The sequence below is a fragment of the Burkholderia sp. 3C genome (assembly GCF_054589155.1).
Map to the genome: position 1 here is coordinate 63018 of NZ_BAAILN010000136.1, position 26585 is coordinate 89602.

The following is a 26585-nucleotide window of genomic DNA, read 5'->3' on the forward strand; positions in this document are numbered from 1 at the left end:
GAGACACGGCCCGCGCTTCGGCGCGGGCCGTTTTCATTTTGGTTGCGCACGCAAGCGCTTGTGAGAAAAGAGAACGGCCTCGGGCCGCAATCAGCCGAAATCGCGTGCCGCCAGCGCCTCGGCCGCCGCGGCCACGGGTGCCTGCCATTCCCCGAGCGTCGGCTGGCGAAACAGGCGCATGCTCGGATACCACGGCGTGTAGTCGACGTGGTTGAGCCAGCGGCTGTCGCCGGCCTGCGAGAGCATCAGCCACACCGGCTTGCCGAGCGCGCCGGCCAGATGCGCGACGCCGGTATCGATCGACACGAGCAGGTCCAGCCGGTCGAGCACGGCGGCCGTGTCGGCGAAGCTGTGCAGCGCGGGCGCGAGATCCACCACGCCGTGGCGAGCGACGGTTTCGCGTTCTGTATCGCTGAGTTCTCCTACCTGCAACGAATAGAAGCGGCAGCCCGGCTGATCAAGCAGCGGTGCCAGCGCACCGAGCGCGATCGAGCGATACGGCTCGTGGCGCACGCCCGAATTGCTGCGCCACACCAGGCCGATGCGCGCGAGGCCCGGTGCGTCGAGCGCGTCGCGCACGGCATCGGGCAGCGCGGAGGCGGGCGGTGCGTCGAGATAGGGCGTATCGAAGCGCGGCGCATGCGGCGTGCGCTGGTAGCGCGCGAACAGATTGAACAGCCAGGTCACGCAATCGCATTCGTCGGCGAGTGCGCCGATATGCGGGCCGCTTTCCCGCACGAAGCCGTCGTGGCGAAGCACGCCGCGCGCGGCGTCCACCACCTGCACGTCGACCGAGGCGGCGCCTTCTTCCTTCAGGCATTGCAGATAGCGTGCATGCATGAACAGGTCGCCCGCGCCGCCTTCCATCATCACCAGCACGCGCTTGCCCTCGACCGAATCGTGGTGGCCGAGGAATTTGCGCTCGGCCCATTCGAAGCTGCCGCCGTGGCCGGGATACAGCGTCTCGACGATGGTGCGCCGGTGCGGCGCGTCGCGCAGCTCGCGGTACAGCCGGTGCGCGTCGCGATAGCGGCCCTGGCCGAAGCGCGCGACGGTTTGCTCGAAGCGGACGATATAGAGGTTCGGGTCGCCGGCCAGGCCGGCTTCGGCGCGCGTGAGCAGCGCGTCGGCGTCGGCGAAGCGGCCGAGGTAGTTCATCTCGATGCCGGCCAGCGCCTGCGCGAACGGCGTGCCGCTTCGGGTGGCACCGGCTGCGGCGCGTTCGGCCTGCTCGAGCGCGGCCTCTGCGTGGCCGGACTCGCGCAAACGGCGTGCGAGCGCCAGCGCGGCGTCGCCGTGGGGGGCGTTCAGGTAGGCGAGATAGGCGTTCGCCAGCGCGGCATCGTGTTGCACGTCCGGTCCTGGTGAGGCGGCGCGCCGCCGCCCGCGTCCGGCCGGGGCGGGAGCGTCAGGCGTGCAGCACGAGCGCCGGTTGCGATGCGCCGATCGGCAGCATCGGTTGCGCCAGCGGTGCGACCTGCTTGCGGCGTTCGCGGGTCGGCGCGGTGCCGAACGCATCGCGATAGCTCTTGCTGAAATGGCAGGCCGACTGGAAACCGCATGCCATTGTAATGTGCATGATCGACATATCCGTCTGCAGCAGCAGCTCGCGCGCGCGGCGCAGGCGCAGCGTCAGATAGTAATGCGTGGGGGTCATGCCGAGATGCTCGCGGAACAGGCGCTGCAACTGGCGTTGCGACATGTTCGCGAGCCGCGCCAGTTCCTCGCGCGAGAGCGGCTCCTCGATGTTGTTCTCCATCAGCGCGATCACCTCGAACAGCGATTTGTTCGCCGAGCCGAGCCGCGCGACGAGCGGCATGCGCTGTTGCGCGCTGGTATCGCGCACGTGTTCGACGATGAACTGCTCGGCGATCTGCGTGACGCGTGCCGTGCCGACGCGCGGCGCGATCAGGTTCAGCATCATGTCGAGCGGCGCCACGCCGCCCGTGCAGGTGATGCGGTCGCGGTCGATCACGAACAGCTCTTTCAGGAAGCGCGTGTCCGGGAATTCTTCCTTGAGCGCCGACATGTTCTCCCAATGAATCGCGCAGGCATAGCCCGACAGCAGGCCGGCCTTGGCCAGCGCGTAGGTGCCGGTGCACAGGCTGCCGAGCGCCACGCCCGCGCGCGCGAAGCGGCGCATCGTGACCAGATGCTCGGCCGTGGTGGCGCGCTGGACATCCACGCCGCCGCACACGAACACCACGTCCGGAATGCCCAGCGTCTCGGCCGGCGCGGTATCCACGCTCAGGCCGTTGCTTGCCGTGACCGGGCCGCCTCCCGGCGACACCACGGACCAGCGGTACAGCGTCTGGCCGCTCAGGTAGTTTGCCATCCTGAGCACTTCGATCGCGTTGGTGAACGCGATCATCGTGAAGTTGGGCAGGGGAACGAACGCGAAGTGAGACAGACTCGCGGTGCGGTCGGGGGACATGGGGCGTTCCTTGAATCGGGAATCGGCGCGCTGGGGGAACACGGCTCGGCTATTGTGGAATCCCGCGCAACAACCATGCCATACGGCTAAACCCTGATCGCACCGTGGGCCGGGCCTCGCAACGGATGGTGCGGCGCACCGCGGCGGGGATGCGCTGCACCGCGCCGGCTCGCGCCAGGCGCGGCCGGCACCGTGCCGGTGCCAGATCATGCGCGCTTTCGCGCGCCGCCTGCCTCGGTGCATACCCGTAGGCGCTCACCGGTCCGGAAACGACGGGCCGGCCGACTTGTACAAAACGGACGCGCATGTCGGAAAAGGCAAAGAAAGCGTCTGAATTCATCAATCGGCCAAAAATCCGAACGACAAGAATAGAGCCGTCGGCAGCCACTGCGAAAACCCGCCTCGATCCCTTGCAGGACGGGCCTTTCCCGGAAGCGCCAGCCGCCGGGATAACCCGCACGATCGCCCACACTACGCGCCATTCTGGAGAATCACATGAGCACGCTGCATCAGGACAGCATCATCATCGACGGCCTGAACATCTCGAAGTTCGATCGTTCGGTGTTCGAGGATATGCACAAGGGCGGCGTGACGGCCGCCAACTGCACCGTGTCGGTCTGGGACAGCTTCATCAAGACGGTCGACAACATCGGCACGATGAAGCAGGCGATCCGCGAGAACAGCGAACTGCTGACGTTGGTGCGCACCACCGACGACATCGCCCGCGCCAAGCGCGAAGGCAAGACCGGCGTGATCCTCGGCTTCCAGAATGCGCATGCGTTCGAAGACAACCTCTCGTACATCGAAGCGTTCGCCGACATGGGCGTGCGCGTGGTGCAGCTCTGCTACAACACCCAGAACCTGGTCGGCACCGGCTGCTACGAACGCGACGGCGGCCTGTCCGATTTCGGCCGCGAAGTGATCACCGAAATGAACCGCGTCGGCATCATGGTCGACCTCTCGCATGTGGGCGGCAATACGTCGTCCGAAGCGATCGCGTTCTCGAAGAAGCCGGTCACGTATTCGCACTGCCTGCCCTCGGGCCTGAAGGAACACCCGCGCAACAAGAGCGACGCGCAACTGCGCGAGATCGCCGATGCCGGCGGCTTCGTGGGCGTGACGATGTTCGCCCCGTTCCTCAAGCGCGGCATCGACGCCACGATCGACGACTACATCGAGGCGATCGACTACGTGGTGAACCTGATCGGCGAGGACACGGTGGGCATCGGCACCGATTTCACGCAGGGCTACAGCACCGAATTCTTCGACATGCTCACGCACGACAAGGGCCGCTACCGCCGCCTGACCAATTTCGGCAAGGTCGTGAACCCGGAAGGAATCCGAACCATTGGCGAATTCCCGAACCTGACCGCGGCGATGGAAAAGGCCGGCTGGAAGGAATCGCGCATTCGCAAGATCATGGGCGAGAACTGGGTTCGCGTGTTCAAGGACGTCTGGGGCGCCTGATTCCGCGCCGGCCCCGGGCCGGCCAACCGCCATTCACTCAATCGATCCGCACCACGCGCCCGCTCCACGAGCCACGGCGCGCGGGCGAAGTCGCGCCCGAACCCGGGCGCCATGCCTCATCACGGAGTCAACGATGCAACCGCAACTGCCCATCGACGTCGATCCCAACACCGGTGTCTGGACCACCGACGCGCTGCCGATGCTGTACGTGCCGCGCCACTTCTTCACGAACAACCACGTGGCCGTGGAAGAAGCGCTGGGCCAGGACGCCTACGCCGAAATCCTCTACAAGGCCGGCTACAAGTCCGCCTATTACTGGTGCGACAAGGAAGCGCCGGCGCACGGCATCCAGGGCATGGCGGTGTTCGAGCACTACCTGAACCGCCTGTCGCAACGCGGCTGGGGCCTGTTCAGCATTATCGAGGCCGATCCGGTGAACGCGCGCGCCCGCATCGAGCTGCGCCATTCGTCGTTCGTGCTCCAGCAGCCGGAGAAGATCGGCAAGCTCTGCTACATGTTCGCGGGCTGGTTCGCCGGCGCGATGGACTGGGTCAACGACACCACGCCGGAAGGCAAGGGCGCGCCGCGCGCGTTCTCGACCGAAGCGCATTGCGCCGGCGAACACCATGACCACCACGGCCATTGCGTGTTCGAAGTGTCGCCGATCGCTGCCTGATTCATACCCGATACCAATACGACAGAGCCCGCCAGAGGTCGCCCCCAATGCGTTACCCGAACCTGTTCAAGCCCATGACGCTCAACCAGCTGACCTTGCGAAACCGCATCGTCAGCACCGCGCACGCCGAGGTGTACGCGGAGCCGGGCGGCCTGCCGGGAGACCGGTACATCCGTTACTACGAGGAGAAGGCGAAAGGCGGCGTCGGCCTCGCGATCTGCGGCGGCTCCAGCCCGGTATCGGTCGACAGCCCGCAAGGCTGGTGGAAGTCGGTCAACCTGTCGACCGACAAGATCATCGATCCGCTCACGCGCCTGGCCGACACGATGCACCAGCACGGCGCGAAGATCATGATCCAGGCCACCCACATGGGCCGCCGCTCGTCGTTCCATGGCGAGCACTGGCCGCACCTGATGTCGCCGTCGGGCGTGCGCGAGCCGGTGCACCGCGGCAACGCGAAGATCATCGAGATCGAGGAAATCCGCCGCATCATCGGCGATTTCGCGGCCGCCGCGAAGCGCGTGCAGGCCGCCGGCATGGACGGCATCGAAATCTCGGCCGCCCACCAGCACCTGATCGACCAGTTCTGGAGCAAGCGCTCGAACCATCGCACCGACGAATGGGGCGGCAGCCTCGAAAACCGCCTGCGCTTCGGCATCGAAGTGCTGACGGCCGTGCGCGAGGCGGTGGGCAAGGATTTCTGCGTCGGCCTGCGCATGTGCGGCGACGAATTCCACGAGGATGGCCTCGATCACGAAGCGCTCAAGGAAATCGCGCAGGCGATGTCCGAGACGGGCCTGATCGATTACCTGAGCGTGGTCGGCTCGGGCGGCGACACCCACAACACGATCGCCAACTGCATGCCGCCGATGGCTCTGCCGCCGGAACCGTTCGTCCACCTCGCGGCCGGCATCAAGTCGGTCGTGAAGATCCCGGTGATGCACGCGCAGAGCATTCGCGACGCGGGCCAGGCCGAGCGCCTGCTGGCCACCGGCATGATCGACCTGGTCGGCATGACGCGCGCGCAGATCGCCGATCCGCACATGGTGATCAAGATCCGCGACGGCCGCGAAGACGAAATCAAGCAGTGCGTGGGCGCGAACTACTGCATCGACCGCCAGTACAACGGCCTTGACGTGCTGTGCATCCAGAACGCGGCCACCTCGCGCGAATCGACGATGCCGCACATCGTCGAGAAATCGCGCGGCCCGAAGCGCAAGGTGGTGGTGGTGGGCGCCGGCCCGGCCGGCCTGGAAGCGGCGCGCGTGGCGAAGCTGCGCGGCCACGAGGTGGTGCTGTTCGAGAAGAACACGGAAGTGGGCGGGCAGGTGATGATCGCGGCGAAGGCGCCGCAACGCGAACAGATGTCGGGGATCATCCGCTGGTTCGACATGGAAACCAAGCGCCTCGGCGTGGACCGCCGCCTCGGCGTGGCCGCCGACGAGAAGATGATCATGGCCGAGAAGCCGGACATCGTGGTGCTGGCCACGGGCGGCTCCAGCTTCACCTGGCAGGTGCCGGGCTGGGGCGTGGACGAAGGCCTGGCGGTGAGCTCGTGGGACATCCTGAACGGCAAGGTCGAGCCGAAGAAGAACGTGCTGCTGTTCGACGGCGTGAGCACCCATGCCGGCGCGGGCGTGGCCGACTTCATGGCGAGCCGCGGCTCGCAAGTGGAGATCGTCACGCCGGACGTGAAGGTGGCCGACGATTGCGGCGGCACGACGTTCCCGATCTTCTACCGCCGCCTGTATGCGTTCGGCGTGATCCATACACCGAACTACATGCTTGATCGCGTGTACGTGGAGGACGGCAAGACGATCGCCGTGCTGCGCAATGAATACACGGAAGAGCAGGAAGAGCGCGTGGTCGATCAGGTGGTGGTCGAGAACGGTTCGTCGCCGAACGACGAACTGTACTGGAAGCTCAAGCCGGAATCGCTGAACCGCGGCCAGATCGATCCGCACACGCTGTTCGCGGCCGAGCCGCAGCCGTGCCTGTCGGAAGAACTCGGCAACGGCCGCTTCCTGCTGTTCCGCGTCGGCGACTGCATCTCGATGCACAACGTCCACGGCGCGATCTACGACTCGCTGCGTCTCGTGAAGGACTTCTGACGATGAATCCGGCTTTCATGATTACCGCCCTGCTGTGGCTGTCGGTGGCGGGGCTTGCGTTCGCCGTCGCGAAGCGCTCGGCATTCTGGCGCGTGGGCCGGGCCACCGCGCCCGGCGCGTTCGGCATCGGCCACTTATTTACCATCCCGAAGCGTTATTTCGTCGACCTGCACCATGTGGTGGCTCGTGACCCATACATCGCCAAGACCCACGTGGCGACGGCGGGCGGCGCGATCGGCGCGATGGCGCTGGTGTTCGTCAACTATGGCCTGGCGATCTACTCGCCGTGGCTCGACAAGCTGATCCTGCTGGCCTCGCTCGCGATGCTGGTGGGCGCGGTGTTCGTGTGGCGCCGCCGTGCGGCGAAGAACGTGCCGGCGCGCCTGTCGCGCGGCCCGTGGAATACGTTGCCCTGGCTGCTCGGCTCGTTCGCGTTCGGCCTCGCGCTGTACGCGGTGGTGCCGGCCAGCGCGATGTCGGGCGCGGTGGCCGTGCTCTGCGCGGTGCTGATCGCGATCGGCGCGTTCGCCATGACGTTCGGCGCGGCGCGCGGCGGCCCGATGAAGCACGCCATCGCCGGCCTGCTGCATCTGGCGTTCCACCCGCGTCAGGAACGCTTCGCGGCGAGCCGCGAGAGCTTCACCGGCAACGGCACGGCCGTGCCGCCCACGGCGCTCAAGCTGCCCGATATCGAGCAGCAGGAATACGGCGTCGGCAAGCCGGTGGAATTCCGCTGGAACCAGTTGTTGAGCTTCGATGCCTGCGTGCAGTGCGGCAAGTGCGAAGCCGCCTGCCCGGCGTTCGCCTCGGGCCAGCCGCTGAACCCGAAGAAGCTGATTCAGGATCTGGTGACCGGCATGGCCGGCGGCACCGACGCCGCCTACGCCGGCAGCCCGACGCCTGGCATCGCGGTGGGCCGCCACGGCGGCGAGCCGAACGGGCCGATCGTCTCGGGCCTGATCGAAGCCGACACGCTGTGGTCGTGCACCACCTGCCGCGCCTGCGTGCAGGAGTGCCCGATGCTGATCGAGCATGTGGACGCGATCGTCGACATGCGCCGCAACCAGACTCTGGTGCACGGCACGGTGCCGGGCAAGGGCGCGGAAACCATCGCGAACCTGCGCGAAACCGGCACGATGGGCGGCTTCGACACGGCGGCGCGCTACGACTGGTCGGTGGACCTGCAAGCGCCGGTGGCCCAGCCGGGCCGCCCGGTGGACGTGCTGATCGTGGCCGGCGAAGGCGCGTTCGACATGCGCTACCAGCGCACGCTGCGTGCGTTCATCAAGGTGCTGAACAAGGCCGGCGTGGATTACGCGGTGCTCGGCCGCGCCGAAACCGATACCGGCGACACGGCGCGCCGGCTCGGCGACGAAGCCACGTTCCAGCAGATGGCCAAGCGCCTGATCGGCACGCTCGACGCGCTGTCGTTCAAGCAGATCGTGACGGCCGATCCGCACGTGATGCACAGCCTGCGCAACGAATACCGCGCGCTCGGCGCGCGCTACACGGTCAAGCATCACACGGCGTTCGTGGCCGAGCTGGCCGAGGCGGGCCGCATCACGCCGAAGGCCAACGAGGCGCTGCGCGAGAAAAAGATCACGTATCACGACCCGTGCTACCTGGGCCGCTACAACGGCGAAATCGAAGCGCCGCGCAAGCTGCTCAAGACGATCGGCATCCAGGTGGTGGAGATGGAACGCAACGGCATGCGCGGGCGCTGCTGCGGCGGTGGCGGCGGTGCGCCGCTGACCGACATCCCCGGCAAGCAGCGGATTCCGGATATCCGCATCGCGGACGCGCGCGCCATCGGCGCCGACGTGGTCGCGGTGGGTTGCCCGAACTGCACGGCGATGCTCGAAGGCGTGGTCGGCCCGCGCCCCGACGTGCTCGATGTCGCCGAACTCGTCGCCGCCTCGCTGGAGTGAATCGATGAACACCCTCAAACGTATCGATCCGCGCCGGCCCTTCGTGGTCACGCCGGCCGGACTCAAGCGCATCACGCTGGGCGAGGTGGGCGGGGCCGGCGGCAACGTCGCGTTCTGGGCCGGCCACGCGCACCACGATGCGCCGAAGCCCAAACGCAGCGTGGAAGCCGCCGAGCATGTGCTGCTGGTGGTGGGCCACCCGGAGCGCGGTTCGCTCGACGATCACACGCGCCAGGTGGCGGCCGCCGCCGCGCTGCTGGCCGACGCGCGCAGCGAAGTGGTGCTGCTGTCGTTCGGTGAACTGAAGGACGAGATCGCCGAACTCGGCATCGACAAGCTGATCGAGCTGCCCGGTTTCGACCGGCGCGGCTTCGCGCCCGACACCGAGCTTCAGGCGCTGCTGGCCTGCGCCGCCGCGCTGGCGCCGCGCCATGTGCTGGTGCCCGACAATGCCACCGGCGACGGCGACCTCGGCCGCCGCTACGCCGCCGCGCTCGGCGCGAGCGTGGCCGCGCAGGTGGTGGAGATCGACGCGAAGCACGTGGGCGTGTACGCCGACGCCAAACGCCAGTTCTGCACGCGGGCCTTGCCCGACGTGGTGCTGCTCGCGCCGAACGCCGTCGAACCGAAGCTGCCGTTCGTCGGGGCCGGCGAGCGGCTTGCCGCGCCGTTCGCGATCGGCACGGCCGGCGCCGCCAACGGCTATCGCGATCTCGGCATGGAAGAACTCGACGCCGCGCAGGTGGCGCTCGAAGAGGCCGATTTCATCGTGTCGGCCGGCAACGGCGTGACCGACGTGGGCGCGTTCGAGACGCTGGCCGGCGTGTTCGGCGCGGCGATCGGCGCGAGCCGCGTGGCGGTGGACAACGGCCACTTCACGCGCGACAAGCAGGTGGGCGCGACCGGCAAGACGGTCGAGGCCAGCCTCTACATCGCGTTCGGCATTTCCGGCGCGGTCCAGCATTTGCAAGGTATCAAGGACTGCCGACATGTGATCGCCGTGAACCTCGACGCCAGCGCGCCGATCGCCAAGCGCGCGAACCTCACGCTGGTGGGCGATGCGCAGGCGACCATCGCCGCGCTGATCGAACAAGTGAACGCCGCCCGTGCGGCACGCGGCCGTGCGAGCGAGCACGGTGCGCGGCATCTGGAAGGAGTGGCCGCATGAACGCCCCCCGCAAACTGTCGCGCATCGCGGTGCTGGTGTCGGTGGGCCGGCACCCGGTCAGCGGCGCGCCGCGCTACAGCCGCAACGACGCGGCCGCGCTCGAACTGGGCCGCACGCTGGCCGGCGAGCACGGCGCGCAACTCGAAGTGCTGCATGCCGGCGATCCGAACGATCCGGCGCTGGCCGATTACTTGGCGCTCGGCGCACGCAAGGTCGAGGTGATCGCATGCCGCCCCGGCGACGACGCGGTCGCGGCGCTGGCGGGCCGCCTGGCCGGCGTGGACCTGGTGCTGACCGGCACGCGTGCCGAAGGCGCGTTCGATACCGGCCTGCTGCCGTATCAGGTGGCCGCGAAGCTCGACTACCGGCTGGCCGGCACGGCCGTCGATATCGAGGTGCGCAACGGCGAAGCGGTGATCCGGCAATTCCTGCCGAAGGGCCTGCGCCGCAAGGCGGCCGTGATGCTGCCCGCGGTGGTGGCCGTGCATCCGCTCGCCAACGCGCAGCCGCGTTACGCCTATGCGCGCCAGCGCGCCGGCAGCGTGGTGCCGGTGCCGGCCGAGGCGGTGGCGGCGAGCGCCGAATCGGCCGATTTCGCGGCCTGGAAAACAGCGCCGACCGAACGCAAACCCGTCAAGCTGGTGGCCGCCGAGAAGCGCTCCGGGCATGCCCGCATGCTGTCCGCGACCACCACCGAAAGCCGCGGCGGCAACGTCGTAAATGAAGGGAGTTCGGTCGAAAAAGCACAAGTGATCCTGGCGTATTTGCGCGAGCATCAACTGATCGATTACTGAATCGCTGACCCTTTGTCAGTCGGCGGGAACCAAGCATAGAGTCCGGAGCAAACGATGAATCAAACGGTAGATATTCGCGCGCTGGTGGAGCGCCGCAAAGCGGGTTACAGCCTGGAGGCCCCGTTCTACCTGAGCGAGGAGATTTTCCAGCTCGATATGGACGCGATCTTCCGCAAGCACTGGATTCAGGTCGCGATCGAGCCGGACGTGCCGGAACCGGGCGACTACGTGACGGTGGAACTCGGCAGCGATTCGATCCTGATCGTGCGCGACGACGACATGGAAATCCGTGCGTTCCATAACGTCTGCCGCCACCGCGGCGCGCGCCTTTGCAACGAAGACAAAGGCTCGGTCGGCAACATCGTCTGCCCGTACCACAGCTGGACCTACAACCTGACCGGCGCGCTGATGTTCGCCGAGCACATGGGCGAGAAGTTCGACCGCTGCAAGCACAGCCTGAAATCGGTGCATCTGCAGAACCTCGGCGGCCTGCTGTTCGTCTGCCTGGCCGACGAGCCGCCGGCCGACTTCGAGAACCTGCGCGCCGCGATGGAGCCGTACCTGCTGCCGCACGATCTGCCGAACACGAAGATCGCCGCGCAGATCGACATCATCGAGGAAGGCAACTGGAAGCTGACGATGGAGAACAACCGCGAGTGCTACCACTGCGTCGCGAACCATCCGGAGCTGACCATTTCGTTGTACGAATATGGCTTCGGCTATCAGCCGTCGCCGGCCACCGCCGAAGGCATGGCCGCGTTCGAGCAGACCTGCGAAACGCGCGAGAAGCAATGGGCCGAGCTGGGCCTGCCGTCGGTCGAGGTCGAACAGTTGCTCGACGTCACCGGCTTCCGCACCCAGCGCCTGCCGCTCGATCGCGCCGGCGAATCGCAAACGCTCGACGCCAAGGCTGCATCGAAAAAACTGCTCGGCGAATTCGAACGCGCCGACCTCGGCGGCCTGTCGTTCTGGACCCAGCCGAACTCGTGGCACCACTTCATGGCCGATCACATCGTGACGTTCTCGGTGATCCCGCTGTCGGCCGGCAAGACGCTGGTGCGCACCAAGTGGCTGGTTCAGAAGGACGCGAAGGAAGGCATCGACTACGACGTGAAGAACCTCACGGCCGTGTGGAACGCCACCAACGATCAAGATCGCGCGCTCGTGGAATTCTCGCAGCGCGGCGCATCGAGCAGCGCCTACGAACCGGGCCCGTACTCGCCGTTCACGGAAGGCCTGGTCGAGAAATTCTCGGCGTGGTACATCGGCCGCATGGCCGCGCACCTCGGCGCTTGACGGCCGCTACCCCAGCACACACCCAGCACGGACAGGACAGGCGGAGCAAGAGATGATGCGAGATGCCGCGAATTTCGAACCGGTAGACAGCCGCGTGACGCAGCCCGATTTCTGGAAGGCGTTGCCCGAACTCTGGACGAGCGACGTCGAGGAAACACTGATCTGCTGCCATGTGCGGCAGGAAACGCACGACGTGCGGAGCTTCTTTTTCCGCTCGCCGTCAGGGCGCACGTTCGCGTTCGAGCCGGGCCAGTTCGTCACGCTCGAACTCGATATCGACGGCGAGACGATCAACCGCTGCTACACGATTTCGTCGTCGCCGGCGCGGCCGCACACGCTGTCGATCACGGTCAAGCGCGTGCCGGGCGGCAAGGTGTCGAACTGGCTGCACGACAACCTCCAGGCCGGCGCATCGGTGCGCGTGCTCGGCCCGGCCGGGGAATTCACCTGCGCGCGCCACCCCGCGCGCAAGTTCCTGTTCCTGTCGGCCGGCTCGGGCATCACCCCGCTGATGTCGATGAGCCGCGCGCACTACGATCTGGCCGAGGATCGCGACATCGTGTTCGTGCACAGCGCACGCACGCCGGACGACATCATCTTCCCGCGCGAGATCGACATGATCGCGTCGAGCCAGAACAACTTCCGCACCGCGTTCGTCTGCGAACGCGTAGGAAGCCGAACCAACTGGCCGGGCATCACGGGTTATTTGTCGCTGCCGCTGCTCAAGCTGATCGCGCCGGATTTCATGGAGCGCGAGATCTTCACCTGCGGCCCTGCGCCGTACATGAAGGCGGTGCGCGACCTGCTCGACGAGGCCGGCTTCGACCGCCAGCAGTATCACGAGGAAAGCTTCTCGTTCGAAACCATGCTCGACGAGGCCGCGCCCGAAACCGTGGAAACGCTGGTCGAGGAAGGCGTGCCGGTGCCGGAAACCACGCACTATGCGGTCAGCTTCGCCAAGAGCCATCGCGAGATCGCCTGCGGCGCCGACCAGACCGTGCTCGACGCGGCGCGTCAGGCGGGAGTGCGTTTGCCGTCGTCGTGCTCGCAGGGCATGTGCGGCACCTGCAAGGTCAAGCTGGTGTCGGGGCAGGTGGACATGAAGCACAACGGCGGGATTCGCCAGCGCGAAATCGACAACGGCATGGTGCTGCTGTGCTGCAGCAGGCCGCTGTCCGATCTCGTGGTGGACAAGTAAGTAGGGCGAGGCTACGCAGCCGGCAACACCCCACGTCGCTTATCGACAAGGACGTGTCGGAAAACGACGATACCGCTGAATTGTGGCTGCGGAACCTAGAGAGACCCACAAGGCGTGCAACGTCGCGCCAATGACCACCCCAAGGAGATCGACCATGAAATTCATCGCAAAACTGGCCTGGTGCGGGGCCTTTGCCGCGCTGTTGACGGCCGCCGCCCCCTCCGCCTTCGCCGACACGAAGCCCACCATCAAGATCGGCTACGTGGAAGGGTGGGACGACAGCGTCGGCACCTCGAACGTCGCCGCCCAGATCATCGAGAAGAAGCTCGGCTACCCGGTGCAGCTCGTGCCGGTGGCGGCAGGCGTGATGTGGCAGGGCGTGGCGCGCGGCGACCTCGACGCGACGCTGTCGGCCTGGCTGCCGGTGACGCACGGCGCGTACTGGGATCAGTTCAAGACCAAGGTCGTCGACCTCGGCGTGAACTACCCGGGCGCGAAGATCGGCCTGATCGTGCCGACCTACGTGAAGGCCAAGAGCATCGCCGATCTCGAAGCCGAGAAGGCCGATTTCGCCGGCCGCATCGTCGGCATCGATGCCGGTGCCGGCGTGATGCGCAAGACGGATGACGCGATCAAGGCCTACGGCCTGTCGTACACCCTGATGGCCAGCTCGGGCAGTGCCATGACGGCCGAACTGGCGCGCGCCGAAAACGCCAAGAAGCCGATCATCGTGACGGGCTGGGTGCCGCACTGGATGTTCGCGAAGTGGGACCTGCGCTTCCTCGACGATCCGAAGAAGGTGTTCGGCGAAGCCGAGCACGTCGACAGCGTGGCGAACCCCGGCCTCGAAACCAAGGCCAAGCCGGTGGTGGCGTTCCTGAAGAAGTTCCAGTGGAAGGCCGGCGAGTTGGACTCGGTGATGCTGGCGATCCAGGGCGGCGCGAAGCCGGATGCGGCGGCCACGCAGTGGATCTCGCAACACGGCGACCGCGTCAAGAGCTGGACCGACGGCGCGCAGTAATCGCCTGAAAACGGTAAGGCAGTGTTTGTAGTCAAGACTGCGAAGTAAAAATGCCCGTCCGATCTCAGGTTGGACGGGCATTGTTTTTGATAAAAACAGCTTGTTTCAAGGGGTTTTGTGAAAGCTTGGTTACACTGTTTCCCTTGAGACGGATCTTGAGAGGAGGTGCTGGATGGGTCAGACAGAGCTGCGAACACGCAGCACGCACGAGGTCGACAAGACGCGCTCACACGAACAGGAAGGCCGTTCGCTGCATCGCGGCCTCAGTTGGAAAGATGCTTTCTGGGTGACCAGCGGCGTGCCGGCCGGGGTGCTCTTCACGATCGGCGGCGTGTGCGCCACGATCGGCCAACCGGCGTGGGCCATCTGGATCGGCGCGATCACGATGGGGCTGCTCCAGAGCGCGACTTATGCGGAAATATCGGGGCTATTTCCACATAAATCGGGCGGCGCGTCGGTGTATGGCGCGATCGGTTGGGTGCGGTACAGCAAGATGATTGCCCCGGTGTCGGTGTGGTGCAACTGGCTCGCCTGGTCGCCCATGCTCGCGCTCGGCTGCGGCCTTGCCGCCAGCTATGCGCTCACGTCGCTGTTCCCGGCCGACGCCGCGATCCAGCACTGGCAGTTCACCGTCGCCAACCTCGGCTTCATCAAGCCGGGCCTCACGTTGCGGATCAACGCCACGTTCGTGATCGCCGCGATCCTGCTGCTGATCACGTTCCGCCTGCAGCACAGCGGCGCATCGGCCGCCGCGAAAACCCAGCGCATCCTCGGCATCGCGTCGCTCACGCCGCTGCTGATCGTCGGCATCGTGCCGTTCGTGACGGGCGACGTGCCGATGTCCCACTTGTTGCCGTTGCTGCCGCTCGGTCACGACGCCAACGGCCATCTCACGGCCGCCACGTTCGGCAGTTGGAACGGGCAGGGCGTGGTGATGGCGCTCGGCGCGATGTTCATGGCCGGTTGGGCCTCCTACGGATTCGAAACGGCGGTGTGCTACACGCGCGAATTCCGCGACCCGGCCCGCGACACGGCCAAGGCGATCTTCTGGTCCGGCGCGCTGTGCCTGGTGGTGATGACGCTGGTGCCGCTCGCGTTCCAGGGTGCGCTCGGCACCAGCGCGATGCTCGACCCGAAGATCGGCGACGGCACCGGCGTGGCTGCCGCCATGGCGAAGATGGTGGGCGGCGGCGTGTGGGTGGCGAACGCGATCGTGGTGATGCTGATGCTGTCGATCCTGCTGATCGTGATGACCTCGATGATGGGTTCGTCGCGCACGCTCTATCAGGCTTCCGTCGACGGCTGGCTGCCGCGCTACCTCTCGCATGTCAACGAGCACGGCGCGCCCACGCGCGCGATGTGGACCGATCTCGGCTTCAACCTGGTGTTGCTGATGATGTCGGATTACATGACGGTGCTGTCGATCTCGAACGTCTGCTACATGATCTTCGTATTCCTGAATTTGCAGTCGGGCTGGATCCATCGCATGGATCGCGGCAACTGGAAGCGGCCGTTCCGCTGCCCGACCTGGCTGCTGGTGGCAGGGTCGATCTGCGGGTATCTGAACCTCGTCTATGTGGGCGCGGGGGCGAACCTGCAGGGCGAGGGCACGCTGCGCAACGGCATCATCGCGATGCTGCTGATCGTGCCGGTGTTCGTCTATCGCCATTACTGGCAGGATCGCGGGCGCTTCCCGAAGCAGATGCAGCAGGACATGGAATTGGCCGTGCCGAAGCGGCATCCGATATACGAGGCGCTGCCGTTCGTGGCGTTGATCGCGGCGGCGCTGACCGTGGCGATTTCGTATCACCTGGCCTGGCGATGAGGTAGCCGCGGCGGGGTGATGCCGGAACAACGCAGGACCGCAGGACCACGGGGCCGCCGATCAGCGGCCCTTTTTCTTACAGTTGCATTCGCAACGCTTCCTTTCAAATCTCCCTGTTCCTTTCCGAATCGAAAGCATTCGGACGAAAAAGATTCGAAATTCGATGGAATAAGCCGCTTCGCCCCAGCGTTATGTGGTCGACGAGAACGTGTTCAAGGCGACGCAGGCGAACACCGCGACTCAGCCGAGTCGAGCCGTCGAGATACCGGTTCGGTCGAGGTACGCCCGGTCGAACTCCATCCGTGTCATTCGATAAGGAATAGAAAATGAAATTGAAGCGCATTGCAGCCATGGCCTCGTTGGCCGCCGTCACGGCCTTCACGCTCGCCGCATGCGGTGGGGGAGACGACAACAGCACGCCGACGGTGACCGCCCCGCCGCCCCCGGCGCTGAAGACGCAGTTCAAGGCCACCACGCTGGTGTCCGACGGCAGCGCGACGGCTGCCAATATCGACCCGAACCTCAAGAACGGCTGGGGCATCGCGTTCAACCCGACCGGCGTGATGTGGGTGTCGGACAACAACACGCATCTGTCGACGCTGTACGACGGCAACGGCGTGCCGCAATCGCTGGTGGTGTCGATCCCGGCGAACGCGGCCGGCGCGGCCGCCGGCCCGACGGGCATCGTGTTCAACAAGACCGCCACCGATTTCCAGATCAGCGCGAACGGCGGTGCGGCCGCCAATGCCGTGTTCATGTGGGCCACCGACGCGGGCACGATCGCCGCGTGGTCGCCGAAGGTGCTGCCGACGCAGGCCGTCAACGCCTATGACGACGGCGCGGGCGGGGCGGTCTACAAGGGCCTCGCGATCGGTGTGAACGCCGGTGCGAACGTGATCTACGCCACCGATTTCCACAACAAGAAGGTCGATACGTTCGACCGCGCGTTCAACAAGATCCTGGTCGGCAAGTTCGTCGATCCGAGCCTGCCGGCGGGCTTCTCGCCGTTCGGCATCGCAGCGATCGGCAACAACGTTTACGTGTCCTACGCCGTGCTCGGCAGCAACGGCAAGACGCAGGTAAACGGCGCGGGCAACGGCGTGGTGGATGCGTTCGACACGGCCGGCAACTTCGTCAAGCGCGTCGCCACCGGCGGCACGCTGAATTCGCCGTGGGGCATAGTGATCGCGCCGTCGAACTTCGGCTCGGCCAGCAACGATCTGATGGTGGGCAACTTCGGCGACGGCACGATCGACGTGTTCGATCCGACCACCAATGCGCTGATCGGCGCGCTGCCGAACCCGGACGGCTCGACGTTCAAGCAGGCCGGCATCTGGGGCATGTCGTTCGGCAATAACGCCGCGAACCAGCCGACCAACACGCTGTTCTACGCGGCCGGCCCGACGCCGACCACGGGCGTGTACGGCCGCATCGACGTCACGCCCTGAGCCTAGGGAAATCCGGCGCCCGAGGTGTCGCTGTTCGTTGAGTGGAGAGCGGCAGCACCGAGGGTGAGGTGATATGGAATCCTGACGATATGCCGTAAGCGGAAGCGGCTTGAAAAAATACCCGATCGCATCGCTGCGATCGGGTCGAGAAGGTCAGAGAGACCCAAGGAAATTCCGTCGAGTGGCGCTCCGCGCCGGCTCAGTTGAACACGACCGTCCGGTCGCCGTTCAGGAACACGCGGCGCTCGGTGAATGCCTTCACCGCCCGCGCCAGCGTCATGCACTCCGTGTCGCGCCCCACCGTCAGCAATTGCTCGGGCCGGTACGCGTGATCGACCCGCTCCACCACCTGCTCGATGATCGGGCCTTCGTCGAGGTCGTCCGTCACGAAGTGCGCGGTCGCGCCGATCAGCTTGACGCCGCGCGCATGCGCCTGGTGATAGGGCTTCGCGCCCTTGAAGCCGGGCAGGAACGAATGGTGGATGTTGATCGCGCGGTTGGCGAGCTGCGCGCTCGCCTCGGGCGACAGCACCTGCATGTAGCGCGCGAGGATCACCAGCTCGGCGCCGCTCGATTCGAACAGGTCGAGCCACTGCGCTTCCTGCTGGCGCTTGGTGTCCGGCGTGATCGGGAAATGGTGGAACGGCAGGTGATGCTGCGCGGCCAGCGGTTCGAGATCGGGGTGATTCGAAGCAATCCCGACGATATCCATCTTCAGTTCGCCCATCTTCCAGCGGAACAGCAGATCCGCCAGGCAATGTTCGAGCTTCGACACCAGGATCAGCACCTTCGGGCGCGCGCTGGCGTCGTGGATCGCCCATTGCATGTCGAAGCGCTCGGCGATCGGCGTGAACTCGGTGCGCAGCGCCTCGATGTCGGGCGTATCGGCGGCGTCGTTCGCATGGAACACGCAGCGCACGAAGAAGCGGCCGCTCAGGTCGTCGTCGAACACGGTCAGTTCGTCGACGTAGCAACGGTGACGGTCGAGCACGCCGACCACGGCGGCCACCTGGCCAGCCGCGCTCGGGCACGACAGCGTCAGCAGGAATCGGGAATTGCGTTCGGAGCCGGACATGCTTTCCTCGGATCGGCGGCGGCGCGGTGCGCCGCACGCGGCCGCTCGATTGCGGCCAGGCTCCAGTAGAACAGTCCGATATCGCGCTGAATAGAATCGAAACGTCGTGACGCTGGTATCGAAACGCCAAACGGGGGCGGGCGCAATGCCTGGCCCCGGCCGCGGCTCAGATGCCGGCGGCCAGCACGGCGCGCTCGCCGGCGTTGGCTTCGCGGCAGCGGTCGAACAGCCAGCGGCGGAAGCGGCCGACGGCCGGCGCCTCGGGCCGCGACGGCGGGCGCACCAGGAAGTAGCCGCGCGAGGTGACGACGGTGGCGTCCACGCAGCGCACCAGTTGCCCATCCTGCACGAGCTGGTCGACGAGCGGCGACCAGCCGAGCGCGATGCCCTGGTTCATCAGCGCGGCGTGCACCACCAGCGCATAACTGTTGAACGTCAGCCCGTGCGGCTCGGGCGGCGCGATCAGGCCATGCGCGCCGAACCAGCCCTGCCACGCCAGCCAGCGCTCGGGGCGGGTGGGCTGCACGTGCAGCAGCGGGCGCGTCAGCAGGTCGGCCGGCGCGGCGATCGGGCCGTGGCTCGCCAGGAAGGCCGGCGAGCACACCGGCGTGACCGATTCCTCGAACAGCCGCGTGGAGGTGCACGACGGCCAGTCGCCGTCGCCGAACAGGATCGCCACGTCGGCGTGATCGCGTTGCAGATCGGCGTGCTGGGCGGTGACCACGCGCACGTCCACATCGGGCATTTCCTCCTTCAGCTTCGACAGGCGCGGCATCAGCCAGTAGGTCGCGAACCCGACATCGGTCGCCAACGTCAGCGCGCCGCGCGTGCGGCGCTCGCGAATGTCGGCCGTGGCGCAGCGCAGCGTGTCGAGGCTCTGGCGCACTGCCTCGAACAGCCGCTCGCCGTCCTCGGTCAGCGTCACGCCGCGATGGCCGCGGTCGAACAGCGGCGTGCCGAGCGCTTCCTCCAGTTGCACCACGCGCTGGCTGACGGCCGGCTGGGTGGAGCCCAGCTCGCGCGCGGCCGCCGTGAAGCTCGCGAGGCGCGCCGCGGATTCGAACGCGGACAGCGCCTGCATCGGCGGCAAGCGCTCGGCTCGCCCCGGAAGCCCGTCTGACATAAGCACCTCTGATGGCCCATAAGCATTCGACATCTTCCCCGCGCGATTCCGGCCGGCGACAGTGAAGTCAGCCGCGCCGCGCCGTGGCGAGTGGGGCGAAGCTCAGGGCTTACCCGACGCTGCCGGCGGCGGCGCGATCCCGTCGATTCTAATTCAGTCAATTCGCAATGCTTAACACGAAGCCGAATATCCTTATCTTGATGGCTGATCAACTGACGCCGTTCGCGCTGTCCTCCTACGGGCACCGTGGCGCGATCACGCCGACCATCGATCGCCTGGCCGCCGGCGGGGTGGTGTTCGAGTCCGCCTACTGCGCGAGCCCGCTGTGCGCGCCGTCGCGCTTTTCGTTCATGGCGGGCAAGCTGCCGGCCGCGATCGGCGCCTACGACAACGCCGCCGAGCTGCCGGCCCAGACGCTGACGTTCGCGCATTACCTGCGCGCGGCCGGCTACCGCACGGCGCTGGCCGGCAAGATGCACTTCTGCGGGCCGGATCAACTGCACGGTTTCGAGGAGCGCCTGACCACCGACATCTACCCGGCCGATTTCGGCTGGGTGCCCGACTGGACCCAGCCGGCCGACCGCCCGAGCTGGTATCACAACATGGGCTCGGTGCTCGACGCCGGCCCGTGCGTGCGCACCAACCAGCTCGATTTCGACGACGAAGTGACGTTCGCCACGCGCCAGAAGCTCTACGATCTGGCGCGCGAGAAGGAAATGGGCACCGACGCGCGCCCGTTCTGCCTGGTCATGTCGCTGACCCATCCTCACGATCCCTACGCAATCACGCGCGAGTATTGGGACCTTTACCGCGACGAGGATGTGCCGATGCCGGCCGTCACGCTCGGCTTCGACGAGAGCGATCCGCACTCGCGGCGGCTGCGCGGCGTCAGCGAGATCGACCGCACGCCGCCCAGCGAGGCGCAAATCCGCGCCGCGCGCCGCGCCTATTACGGCTCGACCAGCTATGCCGACGCGCAATTCGGCGCGGTCATGACTACGCTCGAAGCCTGCGGGTTCGCCGACGATACGATCGTGATCGTGACGGCGGACCACGGCGACATGCTCGGCGAGCGCGGCCTCTGGTACAAGATGACGTTCTTCGAGGGCGGTTGCCGCGTGCCGTTGATCGTCAATGCGCCGGGCCGGTTCGCTGCCTCGCGCGTGTCGGCGTCCGTCTCGCACATCGACCTGCTGCCCACGCTGGTGGAGTTCGCCACCGGCGGCGCGCCGGCCGAATGGCCCGACGCGATCGACGGCCAGAGCCTGGTGCCGCACTTGAGCGGCGCGGGCGGCCACGACGAGGCGATCGGCGAATTCCTGGCCGAAGGCGCGATCGCGCCGATCGTGATGATCCGGCGCGGCGACTGGAAATTCATCCACACGCCGGTCGATCCGGACCAGTTGTTCAACTTGAAGGACGACCCGCATGAACTGAGCAACCTCGCGGCCGACCCGGCGCAGAGCGAGCGGGTGGCGGCGTTGCGCGCCGAGGTGGCGCGACGCTGGAACCTCGACGCGATCCACGCCGACGTGCTGGCCAGCCAGCGCCGCCGCCGCTTCCACTTCGCGGCCACCACGCAGGGCCGCATCCAGTCGTGGGACTGGCAGCCGATGCAGGACGCCAGCCAGCGCTACATGCGCAACCACATCGAACTCGACACGCTCGAAGCGATGGCGCGCTACCCGCGCCCGCAACGCTGAACGCCGGCACACCTTCCATCCACACGGGAATACAAGCAATGAAACGACACCTTCGCATTGCAGGACCGGCGCGCGCATTGCGGCGCAGCCTGCTCGCCGCGAGCCTCGCGCTCGCGTTTGCCGGCGCGGCGCAGGCCGCCGATCCGGCCTCGTGCGGCGACGTGCGCATGGCCGCGCCGGGCTGGACCGACATCGACGCCACCAACGCCATGACGGGCGCCGTGCTCGACGCGCTCGGCTACCACCCGCGCGTCGCGAACCTGTCGGTGCCGATCACGTTCCAGGGCCTCAAGAAAGGGCAGGTGGACGTGTTCCTCGGCAACTGGATGCCGGCGCAAGGGCCGCTCGTGAAGCCGTTCGTCGACGAGAAATCGATCGACGTGCTGCACGCGAACCTGACCCATGCGAAGTTCACGCTGGCGGTGCCCGACTACGTGGCCGCGGCCGGCGTGCACTCGTTCGCCGATCTCGCCAAGTACGCCGACCGCTTCGAAGGCCGCATCTACGGCATCGAGCCGGGCGCGCCGGCCAACCAGAACATCAAGCGGATGATCGCCGACAAGGCGTTCGGCAGTGCGAACTGGTCGCTGGTCGAATCGAGCGAGACAGGCATGCTGACTCAGGTGGAACGCGCCGAACGCGATCACAAGTGGATCGTGTTCCTGGCCTGGGAGCCGCACCTGATGAACACCAAATTCCATCCGGTCTACCTGTCGGGCGGCGATGCCTACTTCGGCCCCGACTACGGCGGCGCGACCGTCAATACCGTGTCGCGCAGCGGCTATGCGAACCAGTGCCCGAATCTCGGCCGCCTGTTCAGACAGATCACGTTCAACGTCGACCTGGAGAACGCGATGATCGCCTCGATGCTGCTCGACAAGCTCTCGCCCGCCGACGCCGCGAAGCGCGCGCTGCACGCCCATCCGGACCTGCTCGGCACCTGGCTCGACGGCGTGACCACCGCGAGCGGCGCGCCCGCGTTGCCGGCCGCCAAGGGCGCGCTCGGCCTGTGATGTGACGCTCGTCCGGTGCGGCCACCGCATTCAGGGTTTATCAGCAGCGGTCGCTGACAGGCCATTTGTGGTCGTTCATGGACGTGTCGCCCATAAATTGGGTTTGTATTTTTTCCTTCACGCGGCCGCACCTTCACAACAACCACGATGGCCGCGCAAGCGATACCCGGTTTCATGCAAGACGTAGGGCTCGTGCGTGCGCGAGTCATTCTTCCAACAGGAATGCAGGTTTGGGGTTGCCACAATGATTAAAAGAAAGAAAATTGCCGCAGCCGGCGCCGCCGCGCTGGCACTGGCAGGCGTGTCGTCAGCGAGTCATGCGCAGAGCAGCGTCACGCTGTACGGCATTCTCGATGCCGGTGTCACCTACGTGAGCAATTCGGGCGGCGCGCATGTCTTCAAGTTCGACGACGGCGTGTCCTACGGCAACCGGATCGGCTTCAAGGGCGTCGAGGATCTCGGCGGCGGCCTGAAGGCGGTGTTCGTGCTCGAAAGCGGTTTCCACCTGAGCAATGGCCAGCTCGGTTTCGGCGGCGCGCTGTTCGGCCGTCAGGCTTATGTCGGACTCCAGAACGATTGGGGCACGCTGTCGTTGGGCGACCAGCTCGACATGACCGAGGAGATGGTCTATCTGACCAACGTGTCGGCGTGGGCCAGCGGCTACGCGATCCACCAGGGCGACTTCGACCGCTTCAACGGCGACCGCCTGCCGAACGCGATCAAGTTCCTGTCGAACACGTTCGGCGGCTTCAAGGTGGGCGGCATGTATTCGTTCGGCAACGTGTCGGGCAACTTCCACCAGAACAGCGCGTTCAGCCTGGGCGGCAGCTACGCGAACGGCAACTTCTCGACCGGCGTGGCCTACACGCAGTTGAACAACCCGAACGGCATCTACGCGTTCGATCCGTACGCGATGATCGGCACCAAGACGTTCCTCGGCCGGCCGACCGTCAGCGTCGATCCGGCCACGGGCGCGGTGACCGACCTGTTCTCCAGCACGCCGATGAACATCGACAAGCAGGGCACGCTCGGCGTCGGCGCGAGCTACACGATCGGCAAGGTGTCGCTGATCGGCAACTTCACGTACACCACCATCAAGGGCTTCGGCCAAAGCTCGCACATGCAGGTGTACGAAGGCGGCGCAACCTATCAACTGACGCCGGCCCTCAGCGTGATCGGCGGCTATCAGCACACGCGCTTCGAGGGCCATCACTGGAACCAGGGCTCGGCCGGCGTGCACTACCTGCTGTCCAAGCGCACCGATGTGTATCTGTCGGGCGACTACCTGCGCGCCTCCAACGGCGTCAATGCGGTGATCGGCTACAGCTTCACGCCGTCCACCACACAGACGCAGGCCGACGTGCGGATCGGGATGCGCCACTCGTTCTGATCGCGCGGCGCGCTGCATGATGCGCGACGCAATACGCAATATGAAACGGGCCGGCATGACGCCAATCGCGTCGTGCCGGCCCGTTGGTTTTCATCGGTTCGGAATCCTGCTGATCGCTGGCTGCTAACGCTGCACCTGCCGGTCGTCGCGCGGGCTGGCGCCGAAGCGCGTGCGGTAGCTGCGCGAGAAATGCGACGGCGATTCGAAGCCGCAGGCCACGCAGATCGCCGTGATGGTCATGTCGGTCTGCTGCAGCAGCTCGCGCGCGCGGTCGAGCCGCAACTGCATGTAGAAGCGCGCCGGCGTGTCGTCGAGGATTGCGCTGAACAGGCGTTCGAGCTGGCGCCGCGTGATGCCGACGTCCTGCGCCAATGCATCCGAGGACAGCGGCGTTTCGGTGTGCCGTTCCATCGCGCCGATCACCTGGATCAGCTTGCGGTTGTGCACGCCATAGCGCGCGGCGATTTCCAGCCGTTGCCGATCCGAGTGCTGGCGGATGCGGCCCACCACGAACTGCTCCGAAATGCTGGCGGCCAGATCCGCGCCGTGCCGGCGGCCGATCAGGTCGAGCATCATGTCGATCGACGCGATGCCGCCCGCGCAGGTGATGCGCCGGTCGCCCGTCTCGAACAATTCCTGCGTGGCGTTCAGGCGCGGGTAGCGCTCGCGGAATGCGGCCAGCGCTTCCCAGTGCAGCGTCAGCGTGTGGGTGGGATCGAACAGGCCCGCCTCGGCCAGCACGAAGCTGCCGGTATCGATCGCGCCGATCGTCGCGCCGCCGTGATGCTGGCGGCGCAGCCAATCGCCGAGCGTGCGCGTGTAGCGCGCCAGCGGCTCGAAGCCCGCGATCACGAACACGGTGCTGGTGTGGCCGATCTCGCCGAACGGCGCGTCGGCGTTCAGCGCCACGCCGTTGCTGGCGACCACCGGCGCACCGTCCATGCTCAGCAATTGCCAGCGATAGAGATCCGGTCGGAAGCGGTTCGCGACGCGCAGCGGCTCGATCGCCGACATGCAACCGAGCGCGGAGAAGCCGGGGAGCAACAGAAAATGAAAGGTTTCCGGCATGGGCGGGCGGTGGGGTCGTGTGGGGCGCGCTCGATTATAGAGGCGAGTGTGCGCGAATCGAAAAGGCGCCGTATCGATCGTTCGCAGTCCTCGAATAGGGCGGGTGGCGCCGGCCCGCCCCGCGCGGCGGGCAAATATTTCAGTTTGATGATCGGATTCTTCCATTTTCCGGAAGGAAGCTTGCGGCTGCGCGCGCACATTCTCGGGCGCCTCCGTTTCTATACTCGCCGGCGTCTCAACCCAGCGTTTCTACAGAACCGGAGTCTCAGGTGAAAAAAATCTCCATCGCGGCCGCATGCGTGACGACGTTCGCAGCAGCCTCGGCCCACGCTCAAAGCTCGGTCACGTTGTACGGCCTCGTCGATGCCGGCATCGCCTACACCAACAACGTTGGCGGCAGCGGCCGCGTCGCGCTCGCGAGCGGCAACATCAGCGGCAGCCGCTTCGGCGTGCGCGGCTCGGAAGATCTCGGCGGCGGGCTCAAGGCGGTGTTCGTGCTCGAGAACGGCTTCAACGTCAACAACGGCCAGCTCGGCCAGAACGGCCGCATGTTCGGCCGCCAGGCCTACGTGGGCCTGAGCAGCAATGCGTTCGGCACGCTGACGCTCGGCCGCCAGTATGACGACGTGGTCGATTTCGTTTCGCCGCTGTCGGGCACGGCCGGCACGTTCGGCGATTCGGGCTTCGCGCACCCGTACGACAACGACAACCTGCAGCACAGCGTGCGCTTCAACAACGCGGCGAAGTTCACCAGCGTCAACTATGGCGGGTTCAAGTTCGGCGGCATGTACGCGTTCAGCAACAGCACGAACTTTGCCACCAGCCGCGCCTACAGCGTCGGCGCGAGCTACAGCAACGGCCCGCTCGCCGCCGCGGCCGGCTACCTGCAGACCAACGGCTCGGGCACGCGCAACGGTACCGCGTTCGCCAACACGGCCGGCGCGATCGATCAGGCCGAAGTGAAGGGCAGCCTGACCTCGGACGTGCAGCGCAGCGTGGCCGCCGGCGTCAACTACGCGTTCGGCCCCGCCACGCTCGGCTTCGTCTATTCGCACGCCCAGTACCAGGGCACCGGCGCGTTCGGTCTGAACAACGGCGGCGCGCGCTTCGACAACTACGAAGTGAATGGGATGGTTCAGTTCACGCCGGCCCTGCGCGCGGGCCTGTCCTACACGTACACCGATGCGCACCTGAGCGGCGCGACCGCCTATGGCGCCGATCCGAAGTGGAATCAGGTCAACGCGATCGCGCGCTATGCGCTGTCCAAGCGCACCGAGCTGTATGCCGAGGCGATGTATCAGCACGCCACCGGCAACAAGAACGTCGCGATGCTGTACAACGCCGGCGGCGCCTCCACCACGGGCAATCAGGTGATGGGCGCTGTGGGCATGCTGACGCGCTTCTAAGCCGTGCTTCTGATGCAGTCCTGACGTTCGACACGTGTTTCGCGGCCGGGCAGCCCGGCCCGCCTCCGAGCGGACTCACGGTGTGCCGGATGCCGGCGCGGGGCGGTTCGGCAACCACGGCCGAAAGCCGGCAGTACGCTGGCCGTGGTTGCCGCGCGCGCCTTCGCTCGTCGATTCGGGTGAGTCCATTTGCCCGCCCGATTCGTTTCGGGCGGTTTTTTTACGTTCGCACTTGCGAACGTCCGGCGCCGGCCGCCCGGCTGCCCGGTCATTTCGCGCCACGCCGCATCGGGTCAAGCTCGCCGCCGCGCGATCGTCTTCCTGAGCCCCGTCATGCGGGCGCGCGCTCTCGCCATCATGGTTTCCACTGAAGGTCGCTGACAGTCAACAAAACGTCGCGGCCGGTCGCCTTGCGCCGAATATGGCCCGTTATTTTTTCAT

General features: G+C 66.4%; 20 protein-coding genes. 15 read left to right on the plus strand and 5 right to left on the minus strand.

Translation table 11 applies throughout. From position 1 onward, the window contains the following. Positions 1-90: 90 nt before the first annotated feature. On the minus strand, positions 91-1353 hold the full coding sequence (locus ACYP33_RS28335) for a glycosyltransferase family 9 protein (RefSeq protein WP_459624730.1): 1263 nt from the start codon (positions 1351-1353) through the stop codon (positions 91-93). Between the two features lie 55 nt (positions 1354-1408). Then, positions 1409-2434 carry a GlxA family transcriptional regulator gene (locus tag ACYP33_RS28340; RefSeq protein ID WP_414441302.1) on the minus strand — a complete coding sequence of 342 codons (1026 nt, stop codon included), beginning with the start codon at positions 2432-2434 and terminating at the stop codon, positions 1409-1411. A gap of 495 nt (positions 2435-2929) precedes the next feature. On the opposite strand from ACYP33_RS28340, the gene ACYP33_RS28345 reads away from it, so the two are divergent. From ACYP33_RS28345 to ACYP33_RS28395, 11 genes are all read left to right on the plus strand, one after another. Continuing rightward, on the plus strand, positions 2930-3901 hold the full coding sequence (locus ACYP33_RS28345; protein WP_414441303.1) for a dipeptidase: 972 nt from the start codon (positions 2930-2932) through the stop codon (positions 3899-3901). 133 nt (positions 3902-4034) lie between these two features. Then, positions 4035-4577 (plus strand): DUF5943 domain-containing protein, encoded by a 543-nt coding sequence (locus ACYP33_RS28350; RefSeq protein WP_206125783.1) that lies wholly within the window; start codon positions 4035-4037, stop codon positions 4575-4577. Between the two features lie 47 nt (positions 4578-4624). Continuing rightward, the gene (locus ACYP33_RS28355; RefSeq protein ID WP_459624731.1) at positions 4625-6688 is read left to right on the plus strand and encodes an oxidoreductase; all 2064 of its coding nucleotides are present in this window, start codon (positions 4625-4627) and stop codon (positions 6686-6688) included. A 2-nt stretch (positions 6689-6690) separates the two neighbouring features. After that, entirely contained in the window at positions 6691-8616 is a 1926-nt protein-coding gene (locus tag ACYP33_RS28360) for a (Fe-S)-binding protein (protein WP_414448145.1), read from the plus strand. Positions 8617-8620: 4 nt separating this feature from the next. Continuing rightward, a complete protein-coding gene (locus tag ACYP33_RS28365) occupies positions 8621-9784 on the plus strand; it encodes an electron transfer flavoprotein subunit alpha/FixB family protein (protein WP_459624732.1) in 1164 nt (387 codons plus the stop codon). Beyond that, complete coding sequence (locus ACYP33_RS28370) at positions 9781-10578, plus strand: electron transfer flavoprotein subunit beta/FixA family protein (RefSeq protein ID WP_459624733.1); 798 nt, start codon at positions 9781-9783, stop codon at positions 10576-10578. Before ACYP33_RS28365 ends, ACYP33_RS28370 begins: the two co-directional genes overlap by 4 nt. 54 nt (positions 10579-10632) lie before the next feature. Beyond that, positions 10633-11874 carry an aromatic ring-hydroxylating oxygenase subunit alpha gene (locus ACYP33_RS28375; RefSeq protein WP_414441308.1) on the plus strand — a complete coding sequence of 414 codons (1242 nt, stop codon included), beginning with the start codon at positions 10633-10635 and terminating at the stop codon, positions 11872-11874. Between the two features lie 52 nt (positions 11875-11926). Next, complete coding sequence (locus tag ACYP33_RS28380) at positions 11927-13072, plus strand: FAD-binding oxidoreductase (protein WP_459624734.1); 1146 nt, start codon at positions 11927-11929, stop codon at positions 13070-13072. 154 nt (positions 13073-13226) lie between these two features. Further along, complete coding sequence (locus ACYP33_RS28385) at positions 13227-14093, plus strand: glycine betaine ABC transporter substrate-binding protein (protein WP_414441310.1); 867 nt, start codon at positions 13227-13229, stop codon at positions 14091-14093. Between the two features lie 172 nt (positions 14094-14265). Beyond that, a complete protein-coding gene (locus tag ACYP33_RS28390; protein ID WP_459624736.1) occupies positions 14266-15918 on the plus strand; it encodes an APC family permease in 1653 nt (550 codons plus the stop codon). Positions 15919-16244: 326 nt separating this feature from the next. Continuing rightward, positions 16245-17366, plus strand: coding sequence for a TIGR03118 family protein (locus ACYP33_RS28395; RefSeq protein ID WP_459624737.1), 1122 nt, complete (start codon positions 16245-16247; stop codon positions 17364-17366). Between the two features lie 199 nt (positions 17367-17565). Here the strand turns inward: ACYP33_RS28395 and purU are convergent, their stop codons facing one another. Further along, positions 17566-18441, minus strand: a complete 876-nt coding sequence (purU, locus tag ACYP33_RS28400) for a formyltetrahydrofolate deformylase (protein WP_414448139.1) — start codon at positions 18439-18441, stop codon at positions 17566-17568. A 166-nt stretch (positions 18442-18607) separates the two neighbouring features. Continuing rightward, positions 18608-19522, minus strand: a complete 915-nt coding sequence (locus ACYP33_RS28405) for a choline sulfate utilization transcriptional regulator (RefSeq protein WP_459624817.1) — start codon at positions 19520-19522, stop codon at positions 18608-18610. A 209-nt stretch (positions 19523-19731) separates the two neighbouring features. Here ACYP33_RS28405 and betC point away from each other — a divergent pair, with 209 nt between their 5' ends. The 3 genes from betC (at position 19732) to ACYP33_RS28420 (ending at position 23670) form a co-directional block, all read left to right on the plus strand. Next, positions 19732-21267 carry a choline-sulfatase gene (gene betC, locus ACYP33_RS28410; RefSeq protein WP_459624738.1) on the plus strand — a complete coding sequence of 512 codons (1536 nt, stop codon included), beginning with the start codon at positions 19732-19734 and terminating at the stop codon, positions 21265-21267. A 38-nt stretch (positions 21268-21305) separates the two neighbouring features. Continuing rightward, positions 21306-22280: a choline ABC transporter substrate-binding protein gene (choX, locus tag ACYP33_RS28415; protein WP_459624739.1), complete on the plus strand. Its 975-nt coding sequence runs from the start codon at positions 21306-21308 to the stop codon at positions 22278-22280. Between the two features lie 244 nt (positions 22281-22524). Continuing rightward, positions 22525-23670 carry a porin gene (locus ACYP33_RS28420; RefSeq protein WP_414441316.1) on the plus strand — a complete coding sequence of 382 codons (1146 nt, stop codon included), beginning with the start codon at positions 22525-22527 and terminating at the stop codon, positions 23668-23670. A 123-nt stretch (positions 23671-23793) separates the two neighbouring features. Here the strand turns inward: ACYP33_RS28420 and ACYP33_RS28425 are convergent, their stop codons facing one another. Next, a complete protein-coding gene (locus tag ACYP33_RS28425) occupies positions 23794-24738 on the minus strand; it encodes a GlxA family transcriptional regulator (RefSeq protein WP_459624740.1) in 945 nt (314 codons plus the stop codon). A 269-nt stretch (positions 24739-25007) separates the two neighbouring features. On the opposite strand from ACYP33_RS28425, the gene ACYP33_RS28430 reads away from it, so the two are divergent. Beyond that, positions 25008-26144: a porin gene (locus ACYP33_RS28430; RefSeq protein ID WP_459624741.1), complete on the plus strand. Its 1137-nt coding sequence runs from the start codon at positions 25008-25010 to the stop codon at positions 26142-26144. The last annotated feature ends 441 nt before the right edge of the window (positions 26145-26585 follow it).